Raw genomic sequence first — 13456 nt, 5'->3', positions numbered from 1 at the left:
CCAATTCGCTAATCCGCCTTGAACTGATAGCGCAAAAGGAGCCCCCATGTCCGGACACGGCACGCCCATCCCGATGACTTCGCATCCCTGCGGCCCGCTGACCGGCACGGCCGAGGTGCCTGGTGACAAGTCGATCTCGCACCGGTCGTTGATCCTTGGCGCGATGGCTGTGGGTGAGACCCGGATCTCGGGCCTGCTGGAGGGCGAAGACGTTCTGGATACCGCCAAGGCAATGCGGGCCTTTGGGGCCGAGGTCACGGATCACGGTGGCGGGGAATGGACCGTGCATGGCGTGGGCGTCGGTGGGTTTGCCGAACCGGATCAGGTGATCGACTGCGGCAACTCAGGCACCGGTGTGCGATTGATCATGGGCGCGATAGCAACCTCTTCGATCACGGCGACGTTTACCGGAGATGCAAGCCTGAACAAACGTCCGATGGCGCGGGTGACTGACCCTCTGGCCCTGTTTGGCACGCAATCGTTTGGTCGGTCCGGTGGGCGTTTGCCGATGACCATCGTGGGTGCAGCGGACCCGACACCTGTGCGGTATGAAGTGCCCGTACCCTCGGCTCAGGTCAAATCAGCCGTCTTGCTGGCGGGATTGAATGCCCCTGGCAAAACCGTTGTGATCGAAAAAGAAGCGACACGCGACCATTCCGAGCGGATGCTGGCCGGGTTCGGCGCAGAGATTACGGTTGAAGATACCGAAGAAGGCCGCGTTATTACCTTGACAGGACGGCCCGAGCTGAAGCCGCAGGTCATCGCCGTGCCGCGTGATCCGTCCAGCGCGGCCTTCCCAGTGTGCGCTGCGCTGATCACACCCGGCTCGGATGTGCTCGTGCCCGGCATTGGCCTGAACCCGACCCGCGCTGGCCTGTTCACCACACTGCGTGAGATGGGTGCAGACCTGACTTACGAGAATGAGCGCGAAGAGGGTGGCGAACCTGTTGCCGATCTGCGCGCAAAATACTCGCCGAACATGAAAGGGATCACCGTGCCGCCGGAACGCGCGGCTTCGATGATCGATGAATATCCTGTGCTGTCCGTGGTTGCGGCCAACGCCACCGGCACCACGATGATGGGCGGTGTGAAAGAGCTGCGCGTCAAGGAAAGCGACCGTATCGACGCCATGGCGCGTGGCCTGCGCGCAAACGGTGTGACGGTAAATGAGGGTGACGATTGGTGGTCGGTCGAGGGGCTGGGTATCGGCAACGTTCCCGGGGCCGGCACCTGCGAGAGCTTTCTGGATCACCGCATTGCCATGTCGTTCATGGTGATGGGCATGGGCGCGCAGAAGCCAGTAAGAGTTGACGATGGCGGCCCGATTGCAACGTCGTTCCCGATTTTTGAACCGTTGATGGCATCGCTGGGTGCTAAGGTCGAACGCTCGTGAGCTTCACAGTCGCGATTGACGGGCCTGCGGCAGCGGGTAAAGGCACGATCTCAAAAGCCGTTGCGACGCATTTTGGGTTTGCCCATCTGGACACAGGGCTGCTCTACCGTGCGGTGGGTCGAAGTGTTTTGAAGGGCGCCGATCCGATCGACGCAGCAAAGGCATTGACCGCCGAGGAGTTGGAGCAAGGCGACCTGCGTACCGCCGATATCGCACAGGCCGCGTCCAAAGTGGCGGTCATCCCCGAGGTTCGTGCCGCGTTGGTGGATTTTCAACGCGCCTTTGCCCGCAGGGCCGGGGGGGCCGTTCTGGATGGGCGTGATATCGGGACGGTGATCTGTCCAAATGCCGAGATAAAGCTGTTTGTGACAGCCAGCGCCGAAGTGCGCGCTGAACGCCGGTATCTTGAGCTTAGCGCCAAAGGTGCCGATGTGACACGCGATCAGGTTCTGGCAGATGTCAAAGAGCGCGACGCGCGCGATGCAGAGCGTAGCACTGCACCGATGAAGCCTGCCGAGGATGCGGTTCAGTTGGACACAACCGACTTGAGCATCGAGGCCGCATTGGCAAAAGCGCTTGAGGTCATCAACGCAAAATTGCCCGCGACACGCTAGCGCCGCAGGCAAAGGGTAGGGATTTAAAGCTCGCCCACGGCGACGCTTTTAATGTTTGCCCACTGATCGTCAGCTGTTTTTGCGGTGCCGACAACGTCCTTAAGAAAGGCTGCACGGGTTTCAGCGTTCAGGAACAGGTACAGTTTGCCGTCGGCTACCAGGTACTGATCGGGATCACCGTCGAACTTCTTGCCAACTGACACGCCGAACGAACAGAACCCGCCATGCTGCGGCAAATACGCAGCGGGGTTTGCCTCAAAGGCTTCGCGGTTCGCAGCGGTCGTGAAGTAGTAGGAGGCTCCGTCATAGGTTGCCGAGTGTGTGGCAAAGCCTTCGACCGGATTGCCGTCGTTGACCAGAGCAACCAGATCAACGCCATGTGCGGCCAGCGGCGCCCCAGCGGCAGAAATGCCGTTTGATACGTTGATCTCGTCGGCCGCAAAGGCCGGAGTGGACAGGGCAATAGCTGTCGTCAGGGCAGTCAGAACAATGTATTTCATCGTGTGTTTCCTTTTGGTTTCGGTTTCGGGCCAGGCACTGTGCTGGCCGATGACACACAGTTAAGGCGAAGCGATTGAACGTTTAATCGCAGAAGAGACACTTATCTTTGCAGATCGTACAATCCGCTGAATGATATGGTGCCCCAGATCACTAAGCTTTGTTTGGCCAGTTCGTATCGCGGTTCGTATGGTCAAAGGGTGTCTGCAGGAGTGACCTCATGTTTCGCTTAGCCCTCATTCTGATTTTCATCTCTGGAAGCCTTGCCGCTCAGGAAGTTGAGCCGAAGGTCCCGGAGGCTGAGCCGCCGATGACATATGAGCGGCTGGGTAACATCCTCTTTGCGTTGGATCCCAAGGCCGAGCCGTTTGGTCCTGGCTTCCAGATGACCGTGGCTGACGAGCAGGTTTTGGTGATCACCGACGTTAATGCGGACCGAATGCGCGCCATGATCGCCATCGGCAATGCTGCAGACCTTTCGGAAGAGGATTTGATCCGCGTGATGCAGGCCAATTTCGACAGTACGCTGGATGCGCGTTACGCAATTGCCAATGGTATCCTGTGGGCTGCGTTCATTCACCCTCTGTCTTTGCTGGAGAAAGATCAGTTGATTTCGGGGCTGGCCCAGACTGTGAATATCGCAAAGACGTATGGCACGTTGTACACCGGTGGGGCTGCAGAGTTTGGTGGGGGCGACAGCACCGATCTTCAGCGTGCTTTGATTGAAGAGCTTTTGAAAAAGGGCGAAGAAATCTGACCAGCTCATATGTATGCGTAATTTGCGGTTAAAGCCCTAGATGGACGCAGGAAAGCTGTTATAGTTTCCCTCAAGCGAAAAGGGAGAGCTGCCACATAACCCCAATAAAAAGGGAGGCCGCCGTAAAATCCCCAAAGCCAACAGGGACAAAATCATATGAATAATCGTTTGAACCAAATCACCATCGTGGGCGGCGGCACGGCGGGGTGGATGACCGCGTTGATCCTGGACATGGTGTTTTCCAGGACGTCCTCGCAAAAGGATCGCCCGCGCATCTGTCTGATTGAAAGCCCCAATATCTCGACCGTTGGTGTGGGTGAGGCGACGGTGCCGCGCATGCCGGTCACGCTGCGCCAGGCAGGCATTTCCGAGCGAGATTTTTTCCGCGAGACCAACGCGTCGTTCAAGCTGGGTGTAAAGTTTTGCAACTGGAACAAGGACAGCAAGGGAAAACGCATCGATTATGTGAACCCTTTTGCCCATGGGCAGATGTTGGAAGGCTTGGATGCCGCCGAGTACTTCCTGCGCTTTGGTAACGGGGATCGGGATTTTACGCAGTCTATCTCGCCTCATGACGATCTGGGCCGTCTTTGCAAAGGCGCGCGGCAGCTGGGGCAACCCGAATTCGAACAGCGCTTTGGCTATGCTTACCACCTGGATGCAGTGAAGTTTGCTGGAATGCTGACCAAGGTCTGCACCCAAAACGGTGTGGAGCATATTCGGGATGAGGTGCAATCGGTTGAGCTGGATGAACAGGGTAACGTCAGCCATTTGATGCTGGAGCGCAGGGGCCGCTATGACATCGAGATGGTTGTTGATTGCACCGGCTTCCGCGGGTTGATCATCAACAAGGCGCTGGGCGAGCCGTTTCTGGATTATTCTGACTACCTGCCCAACGACCGCGCCATGGCGTTGCAAGTCGAGCATCCCAATCCGAAGAAGATCGAGAGCCTGACACGATCCACTGCACTTGGGGCAGGCTGGACGTGGCGGGTGCCGCTCTATAACCGCGTGGGCACGGGATATGTGTTCTCATCGGCGCATCGCACGGATGATCAGGCGGCAGATGAGTATCTTGAATGGCTGGGGGACAGTGGCAAGGGTTTGACACCGCGCGTTATTCCGATGCGCGTCGGGCGCGTGCGCAATGCCTGGGTCAAAAACTGTGTCGCCATTGGTCTGTCCGGCGGATTCATCGAACCGCTGGAAAGTACCGCGATCCACATGATTGATCATGCGGTGCGCTGGTTCGCCGAGCATTTGCCAACGCGCGCCATCGAGCCATCGCTGCGGGCAAGATACAACCGGCAGATGGACAAGATGTACAACGAGGTGCTGGAGTTTATCTGCCTGCACTATCGCTTGGGCAATCGCACGGACGATCCCTATTGGATCGATGCGCGGACACAGATGAAGGTGCCGGACCGGTTGGCCGAGAACCTGGAGCTGTGGCAGCACCGTCTGCCAATGGATCACGATGTCGAGTTCGCAACGCTGTTTGATCATCGCGTGTATCAGACAGTTCTGTTGGGTAAACAGGTCTATGACACAGGCTATGGGCCGGGTATCCGGGATCAGGTGAGACCATTGAAGAAGGTGATCTGGTATCAGGGAATGCAGCGCGCGAAAGAGGATCTTGCGCAGATCATCAGAACAATGCCCGATCACAAAACGCTGCTGCGCGATATCCGTGGCGAGCTAGAGCGTCCGGCCTTTGGCAAGGCGAAGGTTGCGCAGCCAACTGTCGCGATGCCGGGCACTGCTCCGGCTCCGGTCAGGATCCAGAACATGCCCAATTTTGCCGAAATCCAAAGCGGTGCCAAGGACTTGCAACTGTTCTAAAGAACGGCTGCCGATTGTGCAGATGTCTTGATGGGGGTGCGCCTTACGCCGGTACTGGAACCGGCGTTCGATCTCCCATCAGGTACCGGATCACGTCCACATAGTCGAAGACCAATGAAATCGCGATGGTCAATAAGACCGCGCGGATGATCCATCCGGGGATAACGGGCATGTCTTCACGTGCCTGTTGCCTCCACAGATACCAGGCAACTGGCGTCCAGAACACGACATGGCCCAGCCCCATTAGCCGGACATAGCCAAGCTGGTTGAAGATCAGCAAAACCCCGACCGCGGCGAGCACACTGCCAACGACGGTGATGATCGCTGTCAGGCGCGTTTGTTTCCAAATCAAGAGAGAGATCGGGAGGAGGAAGGCCCCAAAGCTCAGGACGTTTAACCAAATCTGAATCCACTGAGGCTGTTGGGCGACGATGAGGTTGAACTCTTCCATGATCTGACATCTCCGGTACGTCTCTGAGCAGCCCCACTGGTGCCTTGTTGCAAGCGGTGATTCAACAAACCCTCAGCGTTATCAACGGAATGTGAGTGAGCCGGCATTAGGTGGGTTCCTTGTGGCTCTGGTCATCTTGCACTTGGCTCTTTGAGATGTAATATCATCACAAAAATTGGACCGCAAAGAGCATGAACTTGAGCAGAACCCAGCAACGGGCTTTCCCAAAGGGCGAATCCAATCGCAACCTGCGCAGCACCCTCAAGCGCCGCAGGCGGAACGTCCCACCGATGCAGGCTTATGACGCGCTACCTCAGGAGTTGCGGCAATGGTTGGCGCAAGCCTGCCTGCCTTGGAGCCCAAGCTCGGCTTTGAAGATATGGAACAAGGCCGGGGGTGGTCACGACCCGTTGGTCGCAATTGGTCGTCTGGAGACGGTAGAACGGGCCATGTTGCAACGCGACGCTCAAGTGTGGGGCGCGAACAGATAGGCGAATTGCAGCAGCAATGACCTGCCGAACCTTGAAAACATGGGCTTTGCCCTTGCACATATCAGGGAATCCGCCTATACGCGCGCTGTCGATACAAGGGCGGTCAACGTCCGGATGACGCTTCTGAGCAGGGCCGGGTTACCTCGGCCCTTTGTGTTTGTTTGCTTAGGGGCGCACCGGGTCACGCCAGACGGCATCATGAAACAAGACCGGCGGAGACAACCGCTCGGCCAGCAAAAACGTACTGTAAAGGAAAACAACGCCACATGGCTAACGCATCCATGGAGGAATTCGAAGCCCTCCTTAACGAAAGCTTCGAAATGGACACGCCCGAAGAGGGTTCTGTTGTCAAAGGCAAGGTTCTGGCGATCGAAGCCGGTCAAGCCATCATCGACGTAGGCTACAAAATGGAAGGCCGCGTTGATCTGAAAGAATTCGCAAATCCCGGCGAAGCCCCTGAAATCGCTGTTGGTGACGAGGTAGAAGTTTACCTGCGCGCCGCAGAAAACGCCCGCGGCGAAGCCGTTATCTCGCGCGAGATGGCCCGCCGTGAAGAGGCATGGGACCGCCTGGAAAAAGCATATGCCGACGACCAGCGTGTCGAAGGTGCTATCTTTGGTCGCGTCAAAGGTGGCTTCACCGTCGATCTGGGTGGCGCAGTTGCGTTCCTGCCCGGCTCGCAGGTTGACGTCCGCCCCGTGCGCGACGCTGGCCCGCTGATGGGTCTGAAGCAGCCGTTCCAGATCCTGAAAATGGACCGCCGCCGTGGCAACATCGTTGTGTCGCGCCGCGCAATCCTGGAAGAATCGCGTGCCGAACAGCGTGCCGAAGTTATCGGCAACCTGTCCGAAGGTCAGACCGTCGAGGGTGTTGTCAAGAACATCACCGAATACGGTGCATTCGTTGACCTGGGCGGCGTTGACGGCCTGCTGCACGTCACCGACATGGCATGGCGTCGTGTGAACCACCCGTCCGAGATCCTGACGATCGGCGAAACCATCAAGGTTCAGGTCATCAAGATCAACAAAGAAACCCACCGCATCAGCCTGGGCATGAAGCAGCTGCAAGAAGATCCGTGGGATCTGGTTGCTGCGAAATACCCGCTGGGCTCGGTCCATCAGGGTCGCGTCACCAACATCACTGATTACGGCGCGTTCGTCGAGCTGGAAGCCGGTGTCGAAGGTCTGGTGCACGTGTCCGAGATGTCCTGGACCAAGAAAAACGTCCACCCCGGCAAGATCGTTTCGACCAGCCAGGAAGTCGACGTCATGGTTCTGGAAATCGACGGCGCCAAGCGTCGCGTGTCTCTTGGCCTGAAGCAGACTCAGCGCAACCCATGGGAAGTGTTTGCAGAAACACACCCCGAGGGCACCGAGGTCGAAGGCGAAGTCAAGAACATCACCGAATTCGGTCTGTTCATTGGCCTCGAAGGCGACATCGACGGCATGGTTCACCTGTCCGACCTGTCCTGGGACGAGCGTGGCGAGGATGCGATCCAGAACTACCGCAAAGGCGACATGGTTTCGGCCGTTGTCTCGGAAGTTGACGTTGAAAAAGAGCGTATCTCGCTGTCGATCAAAGCCCTGGGCGGTGACAAGTTCGCCGAAGCCGTGGGCGGCGTGAAGCGTGGCTCGGTCATCACCGTTGAAGTGACCGCTATCGAAGATGGCGGCATCGAGGTCGAATACGAAGGCATGAAGTCGTTCATCCGTCGTTCGGACCTGTCGCGTGACCGTTCCGAACAGCGCCCCGAGCGTTTCTCGGTCGGTGACAAGGTCGACGTCCGCGTCACCAACGTCGACAGCAAGACCCGCCGTCTGGGCCTGTCGATCAAGGCACGCGAGATCGCCGAAGAGAAAGAGGCCGTGGAACAGTACGGTTCTTCCGACTCGGGCGCGTCGCTGGGCGATATCCTGGGTGCAGCGCTGAAGTCGGGCGACTAAGCCCCGGGCGCATCCCAAGAAAGAATTTCGGCCTCGCGCATCAGCGCGGGGCCGTTTTTGTTGCGAATCAATATGTTCCAAATGGCTTGCTTATTCGCGGTATTGTTCGCGCTTTAAGTGTGCAAAATCCGCTGTCCGGCAAAAATTCGCGTGAGAATATGGCAAAATAAAGCCTCAGCGCGCAGAGTATGCGTTCCCCCAAACCGGATTTTTTCCTATACTGTCAAATCAGTAGACCTGACACACCGGCTGCCTGGGAGGGTATCACGCATGATCCGTTCAGAATTGATTCAGAAAATCGCTGACGAAAACCCGCATCTCTATCAGCGTGATGTTGAGCGGATTGTGAATACCGTGTTCGAAGAAGTCACCGATGCCATGTCACGAGGCGACCGTGTCGAACTGCGTGGTTTCGGCGCGTTTTCGGTCAAAAAGCGCGATGCACGTGTGGGCCGGAACCCTCGCACGGGTGAGACGGTTCAGGTCGAGGAAAAATGTGTACCGTTTTTCAAAACTGGCAAGTTGCTAAGGGACCGATTGAACGGTAAAGCCTGACCCTATGATGCGCTACATTCGATACGCTTTTCTTGGGACACTTGGGATCATCCTGATTTCGGTGTCCTTGGCTAACGTTGAGTCGGTTGAACTTAAACTGATGCCAGACCCGCTGGCTGAGTTGCTGGGGTTCAACCTGACCGCTTCGCTTCCTTTGTTCCTTGTGGTTCTGGGCGGCGTTGTGGCTGGCCTGATCATCGGATTCATTTGGGAATGGATGCGTGAACACAAGCATCGCCGTGACGCAACGGCGAAGAAAAGCGAAGTGCGCAAGCTTGAGCGAGAGGTCAAAAAGCTCAAGAACAAGCAAAATGAGGGCAAAGATGACGTTCTGGCCCTTCTGGATGAGGCAAGCTGAGCCCACCCCATGTCAGATGTTAGGTTCAAAATCTGCGGCCTGACCGCACCTGACCACGTGCGCGCGGCTGTTGACGCCGGAGCAGGGTATGTGGGTTTTGTTTTCTTTCCAAAGTCGCCGCGCCATCTGGAGACCGCGCAAGCTGCGGCATTGACGCAATTGGTACCGCCGGGCGTGGCGAAGGTGGCATTGGTCGTAAATGCGACTGACGAAGAACTGGACAGTATCGTGTCCGCAGTTCCGCTGGACATGCTTCAATTGCACGGCAAGGAATCACCCCATAGGGTGACTGAGGTTCGTGACCGTTTCGGATTGCCGGTGATGAAGGCAATCGGTGTGGCCGAAGCTGAGGATCTGACTGCAATAGATCTGTACTCTGAGGTGGCAGACCAATTGCTCATTGATGCAAAGCCGCCGAGGGAGTCGGAATTGCCCGGTGGAAATGGGTTAGCATTCGATTGGCGCTTGCTGGCGGGTCGGAAATACTGGCGACGCCCATGGATGCTGGCTGGCGGCCTGACTCCGCAAAATGTTGCTGAAGCCGCCAGGATGACCGGCGCGCGGCAGGTTGATGTCTCTTCCGGTGTCGAAAGCGCGCCGGGCCAAAAGGATGCCACGCTGATCCGTGCGTTTGCTGCTGCTCTGGTGTGATCTGATTTCGAATTCGCTGCGTATCCCCCGATACGGAGGGATGGAAAATGTTAGCAGCAATCGGCGGAATCTCGTTAAAACACTGGTACAACGCGCCCGAGTTTTTCTGGCGCGCGCGGCAGGCATATCATCAAGCAAAAGGTGATCCCTTGTGCCTTCATGCGGCAGTTTTTCGGCAGGACGGTCTCTATTTCTCACTCAGCGTTTGGCACGATATTGAGGCGATGCTGACCTTCGCGCAATCCGGTCCTCATCGTCGCGTCATGATGGCGGCAGATCGATTGGCGGATTTGAACCGGTTTTACCATTTTAGCTGCATCGGTGTCCCAACCTCGGACCAGGCTATTCAGGTCTGGCGTCAAAACACGCAGGTTGCGAAATGATGCGTTTTGCCCATGGCAAATCCCGCCGCCACCTCCTATGAACAACGGGTACGACGAGTGGAGACACCCATGGCCAACGATCTTTTCAATTCCTTCATGTCCGGCCCTGACGAGCAGGGACGTTTCGGCATTTTCGGTGGACGGTTTGTCAGTGAAACGCTGATGCCTCTGATCCTGTCGTTGGAAGAGGAATATAACAAAGCCAAGGATGACCCCACCTTCTGGGCCGAGATGGACGATCTATGGGCCAACTATGTGGGCCGCCCCTCGCCGCTGTATTACGCTGAACGCCTGACCGAGCATTTGGGCGGTGCAAAGATCTACCTGAAGCGTGATGAGCTGAACCATACCGGCGCACACAAGATCAACAACGTGCTGGGCCAGATCATTCTGGCGCGGCGTATGGGCAAAACCCGGATCATCGCTGAAACCGGGGCGGGGCAGCATGGCGTGGCCACGGCCACCGTCTGCGCCAAATTCGGCCTGAAATGCATCGTCTACATGGGTGCGCATGACGTTCAGCGTCAGGCCCCGAACGTATTCCGTATGCGCCTGTTGGGTGCCGAAGTGATCCCGGTCACGTCTGGCCGTGGGACGCTGAAAGACGCGATGAACGACGCGCTGCGCGATTGGGTGACCAATGTGCGCGACACGTTCTACTGCATCGGCACCGTGGCCGGTCCGCATCCCTATCCGGCTATGGTTCGCGATTTCCAGTCGATCATCGGCAAGGAAGCGAAAGAGCAGATGATGAAGGCCGAAGGCCGTCTGCCCGATACGATCATCGCTGCCATCGGTGGTGGGTCGAATGCAATGGGCCTGTTCTACCCGTTCCTCGACGACAAAGACGTCAACATCATCGGCGTCGAGGCCGGTGGCAAAGGCGTGAATGAGAAGATGGAGCATTGCGCTTCGCTGACCGGAGGCCGTCCGGGCGTGCTGCACGGCAACCGTACTTATCTGTTACAGGATGACGACGGTCAGATTTTGGAAGGCTATTCGATCTCGGCTGGTCTGGATTACCCGGGCATTGGGCCCGAGCATTCCTGGCTGAACGACATTGGCCGCGCCAACTATGTCTCGATCACCGATAAAGAGGCGCTTGAGGCGTTCCAACTGTGTTGTGCGACCGAAGGCATCATCCCCGCGCTGGAGCCGTCTCACGCGCTGGCTCATGTGATGAAGATTGCGCCGGATCTACCCAAGGATCACCTGATCTGCATGAACATGTGCGGGCGCGGCGACAAAGACGTTCAGACCGTGGCGAAATACCTCAACTTCGACATGTCAGACACCGAAGGTCGAACGGCCGATTGAAGTAAGACCGGGGCGCTGTGCCCCGGTTTTCACTTTGAAGCTTGTATTTTCAAGTACTCGCCAATCAGTTGAGTGGTCAGAGCCGATGAATCGCAGAGCTTTAGGCTTACTCTTTGGCTAAGATGCATTGTGTTTCTTGGCTAACAACAGTCTCAAGCAATCGCGTGAACTGTTGCATTTTTGTTGATTTTGCGCGTGTTCCGTTTCTTCAAATCACCTGCTCCGCCATCTGCTTTTGCGCGCCAGTTCTGCGCTAAAAACCTTGAAAAGCTAGTGGTTCCTTGATGTAGCATAACCAAACCGCGAAAAACGCAAGACAAATCCGCCGTTGTTGGCGCTCAGTTGAGCAATCTCACATTCTATACAACTTCTCAGAATTGATTTAACGTTTTGTAAACTGGTTTATGGGGGCCGGTTTTAGGGGATGTCTCTGCGATGTTTGGACCAGTGACAACACGCGTGGGTTGCTTGTCGAACCTGAGCGCCCCTTTGTTTGGCGCCCATGCGGTGTTGTAGGAGGTAGTATGGTAAGGGTCGCGATAGTAAGGTTGTTGAGCCTGGTTTTCCTGGTTTCGGCGCTTATTGCTGCAAACGCTAAAGAAGGTCTTGCATTTGGGGGCCCTTCCTTTCCATCCCAGACCGTAACGACCCCGAATGGTGGGCAGATTTTTTTTAGCAACCTCCAAGCGAGCGAAACGGCCTTTATGTCATTGAGTGGCTCCGGGGAAGTTCCGGGAGGATCTTTTTATTTCAATTTTGGAACATTGCCTGCAAGTGCGGTCACACCCGGCGGATTGGCGGCGTTGGGATACCTTAACGCAACCATCATCAGTCAGAATGGTGCAGATTCCACCTATGCGGCGGATGGGTTTCTTGGCGTGGTTTTCACAGCTCAGGAAACCGTTGGCGGCCCACTGTATCGCTATGAGATCGCATTGTCTGGCGTCACGACCACTCAAATTATCAACACGCGAACACTGGTGGATACAACGCAACCAACGGCCACAATCGGAGCATTGACGGCTACAGGAAGCGGCACGTTTCAAGCGACGATCACACTCAGCGAACCCAGTACTGATTTCACGGTGGGTGACCTGTCGGTGACAAACGCTACAGCCACCCTAACTGGGTCCGGCACCAACTATGTTGCAACGCTGACACCGCAGAACAACGGTACTATCGAGCTGTTCATTCCGGCCGGTGTATTTACTGATGCGGCGGGCAATCTGAACCTGGCCTCCAACACTGTGACGACGGTACAGGCGGTGACAAATACGCAGCGTCTGATACAGGCGTTTCAGAACGCGCGGGCCACTAGCCTTGCGACCAACCAGCCGGGATTGACCCGTTTCTTGCAGCGTTCGGGTTCTGGCGTGTTGGACACCTCGGTAACGCAAGGTTCGGGTTATCTGAACTTTGCCTCAGATCCATCCAACCCGGTCTGGTTCAATCTGACCGGCAACTGGAGTTCACAGGACAATTTCGACAGCTCTTATGCGTTGGCTGTTCTGGGCGCGCATCGTCAGGTCAATTCGAACCTTCTGATCGGCGCTATGCTGCAACTCGACTATGCCGAAACAGAAAACGGTCCGTCCAGCGTTGACGGCACGGGGTGGCTGATTGGCCCTTACGTGGTCGCCAAGTTGCCCAGCCAGCCGGTGTTTTTTGAAGGGCGCGCTCTGTATGGACAGGCTGACAACGACATCTCTCCACTTGGGACCTATACTGATAGTTTCGACAGCGATCGCTGGTTGGTGCAATCGCGCGTCACTGGCGAAATCAAGCGAGGAGCCCTGACTTTGATGCCATTGCTGGATGTCAGCTATGCCAGCGATGATCAGAAGGCGTACACTGACAGTTTGGGGAACCTCATTCCACAGCAGGACTTCAGCCTCACTACGGCGCGGTTGGGTATGGATTTCAGTCACCCTATCCAGGTGTCGCGTGGTGCCATGGAGCTAACCGGTGGATTGTCAGGGATCTGGAGTACAACCTCGGGCACCGGCACTGTCCCCGGCGTGACACCGATTGGCGATACGGCCCGTGCCCGTGCGGATTTGGGCTTTGACTACCGACTAGAGAATAACAGTTTGCTTGCGGCTAACGTGTTTTATGACGGCATTGGTGAAAGCGGGTTCGAGAACTACAGCGTTAACCTGCTCTGGCAAATGTCCTTCTGAACCATTCTGAGTGGATCAGACAT

Annotated in this window: 14 protein-coding genes; 12 read left to right on the top strand and 2 right to left on the bottom strand. The window is 56.6% G+C overall.

What is annotated here, in order from left to right:
- Positions 1 to 46 precede the first annotated feature (46 nt).
- Both aroA and cmk read left to right on the top strand, forming a co-directional pair.
- Positions 47 to 1393 carry a 3-phosphoshikimate 1-carboxyvinyltransferase gene (gene aroA, locus GS636_RS09950; RefSeq protein ID WP_171669332.1) on the top strand — a complete coding sequence of 449 codons (1347 nt, stop codon included), beginning with the start codon at positions 47 to 49 and terminating at the stop codon, positions 1391 to 1393.
- A complete protein-coding gene (gene cmk / locus GS636_RS09945; protein ID WP_171669331.1) occupies positions 1390 to 2007 on the top strand; it encodes a (d)CMP kinase in 618 nt (205 codons plus the stop codon). The genes aroA and cmk overlap by 4 nt, the downstream gene beginning before the upstream one ends.
- A 23-nt stretch (positions 2008 to 2030) precedes the next feature.
- On the opposite strand, the gene GS636_RS09940 is transcribed toward cmk, so the two are convergent.
- A complete protein-coding gene (locus GS636_RS09940; protein WP_171669330.1) occupies positions 2031 to 2507 on the bottom strand; it encodes a YHS domain-containing (seleno)protein in 477 nt (158 codons plus the stop codon).
- 218 nt (positions 2508 to 2725) lie between these two features.
- Here GS636_RS09940 and GS636_RS09935 point away from each other — a divergent pair, with 218 nt between their 5' ends.
- Both GS636_RS09935 and GS636_RS09930 read left to right on the top strand, forming a co-directional pair.
- Entirely contained in the window at positions 2726 to 3262 is a 537-nt protein-coding gene (locus GS636_RS09935; protein WP_171669329.1) for a hypothetical protein, read from the top strand.
- Between the two features lie 156 nt (positions 3263 to 3418).
- Positions 3419 to 5104: a tryptophan halogenase family protein gene (locus GS636_RS09930; protein WP_171187019.1), complete on the top strand. Its 1686-nt coding sequence runs from the start codon at positions 3419 to 3421 to the stop codon at positions 5102 to 5104.
- Between the two features lie 43 nt (positions 5105 to 5147).
- Here GS636_RS09930 and GS636_RS09925 read toward each other — a convergent pair whose 3' ends face one another.
- Positions 5148 to 5555 (bottom strand): hypothetical protein, encoded by a 408-nt coding sequence (locus GS636_RS09925; protein WP_171094329.1) that lies wholly within the window; start codon positions 5553 to 5555, stop codon positions 5148 to 5150.
- A gap of 197 nt (positions 5556 to 5752) precedes the next feature.
- Between GS636_RS09925 and GS636_RS09920 the strand changes: the two genes are divergently transcribed.
- The 8 genes from GS636_RS09920 (at position 5753) to GS636_RS09885 (ending at position 13433) form a co-directional block, all read left to right on the top strand.
- Positions 5753 to 6046 (top strand): DUF6525 family protein, encoded by a 294-nt coding sequence (locus GS636_RS09920; protein ID WP_256369062.1) that lies wholly within the window; start codon positions 5753 to 5755, stop codon positions 6044 to 6046.
- 266 nt (positions 6047 to 6312) lie between these two features.
- Entirely contained in the window at positions 6313 to 7989 is a 1677-nt protein-coding gene (gene rpsA, locus GS636_RS09915; RefSeq protein WP_171094327.1) for a 30S ribosomal protein S1, read from the top strand.
- Between the two features lie 270 nt (positions 7990 to 8259).
- Positions 8260 to 8544 carry an integration host factor subunit beta gene (ihfB, locus tag GS636_RS09910; RefSeq protein ID WP_008758048.1) on the top strand — a complete coding sequence of 95 codons (285 nt, stop codon included), beginning with the start codon at positions 8260 to 8262 and terminating at the stop codon, positions 8542 to 8544.
- A 7-nt stretch (positions 8545 to 8551) separates the two neighbouring features.
- Positions 8552 to 8902 carry a lipopolysaccharide assembly protein LapA domain-containing protein gene (locus GS636_RS09905; protein ID WP_171094325.1) on the top strand — a complete coding sequence of 117 codons (351 nt, stop codon included), beginning with the start codon at positions 8552 to 8554 and terminating at the stop codon, positions 8900 to 8902.
- Positions 8903 to 8911: 9 nt separating this feature from the next.
- A complete protein-coding gene (locus GS636_RS09900; protein WP_171669328.1) occupies positions 8912 to 9553 on the top strand; it encodes a phosphoribosylanthranilate isomerase in 642 nt (213 codons plus the stop codon).
- Positions 9554 to 9600: 47 nt separating this feature from the next.
- Complete coding sequence (locus GS636_RS09895; RefSeq protein ID WP_171669327.1) at positions 9601 to 9936, top strand: DUF3291 domain-containing protein; 336 nt, start codon at positions 9601 to 9603, stop codon at positions 9934 to 9936.
- A 69-nt stretch (positions 9937 to 10005) separates the two neighbouring features.
- Positions 10006 to 11253, top strand: coding sequence for a tryptophan synthase subunit beta (trpB, locus tag GS636_RS09890; protein ID WP_171669326.1), 1248 nt, complete (start codon positions 10006 to 10008; stop codon positions 11251 to 11253).
- A gap of 803 nt (positions 11254 to 12056) precedes the next feature.
- Positions 12057 to 13433, top strand: a complete 1377-nt coding sequence (locus GS636_RS09885; protein WP_171669325.1) for an Ig-like domain-containing protein — start codon at positions 12057 to 12059, stop codon at positions 13431 to 13433.
- The last annotated feature ends 23 nt before the right edge of the window (positions 13434 to 13456 follow it).

The sequence above is a fragment of the Ruegeria sp. HKCCD4884 genome, from assembly GCF_013110855.1.
In the GTDB taxonomy this organism is placed as follows: domain Bacteria; phylum Pseudomonadota; class Alphaproteobacteria; order Rhodobacterales; family Rhodobacteraceae; genus Ruegeria.
Note: the sequence above shows the minus strand (reverse complement) of the source record. Positions and strands in the feature narration are given on the sequence as shown.

Bases quoted from the DNA above. Each gene is read 5' to 3' on its own strand.
- GS636_RS09940 (WP_171669330.1), bottom strand. From the start codon at position 2,507: ATGAAATACATTGTTCTGACTGCCCTGACGACAGCTATTGCCCTGTCC.
- GS636_RS09935 (WP_171669329.1), top strand. From the start codon at position 2,726: ATGTTTCGCTTAGCCCTCATTCTGATTTTCATCTCTGGAAGCCTTGCC.
- GS636_RS09900 (WP_171669328.1), top strand. From the start codon at position 8,912: ATGTCAGATGTTAGGTTCAAAATCTGCGGCCTGACCGCACCTGACCAC.
- GS636_RS09925 (WP_171094329.1), bottom strand. From the start codon at position 5,555: ATGGAAGAGTTCAACCTCATCGTCGCCCAACAGCCTCAGTGGATTCAG.
- rpsA (WP_171094327.1), top strand. From the start codon at position 6,313: ATGGCTAACGCATCCATGGAGGAATTCGAAGCCCTCCTTAACGAAAGC.
- ihfB (WP_008758048.1), top strand. From the start codon at position 8,260: ATGATCCGTTCAGAATTGATTCAGAAAATCGCTGACGAAAACCCGCAT.
- GS636_RS09895 (WP_171669327.1), top strand. From the start codon at position 9,601: ATGTTAGCAGCAATCGGCGGAATCTCGTTAAAACACTGGTACAACGCG.
- aroA (WP_171669332.1), top strand. From the start codon at position 47: ATGTCCGGACACGGCACGCCCATCCCGATGACTTCGCATCCCTGCGGC.
- GS636_RS09930 (WP_171187019.1), top strand. From the start codon at position 3,419: ATGAATAATCGTTTGAACCAAATCACCATCGTGGGCGGCGGCACGGCG.
- GS636_RS09905 (WP_171094325.1), top strand. From the start codon at position 8,552: ATGCGCTACATTCGATACGCTTTTCTTGGGACACTTGGGATCATCCTG.
- trpB (WP_171669326.1), top strand. From the start codon at position 10,006: ATGGCCAACGATCTTTTCAATTCCTTCATGTCCGGCCCTGACGAGCAG.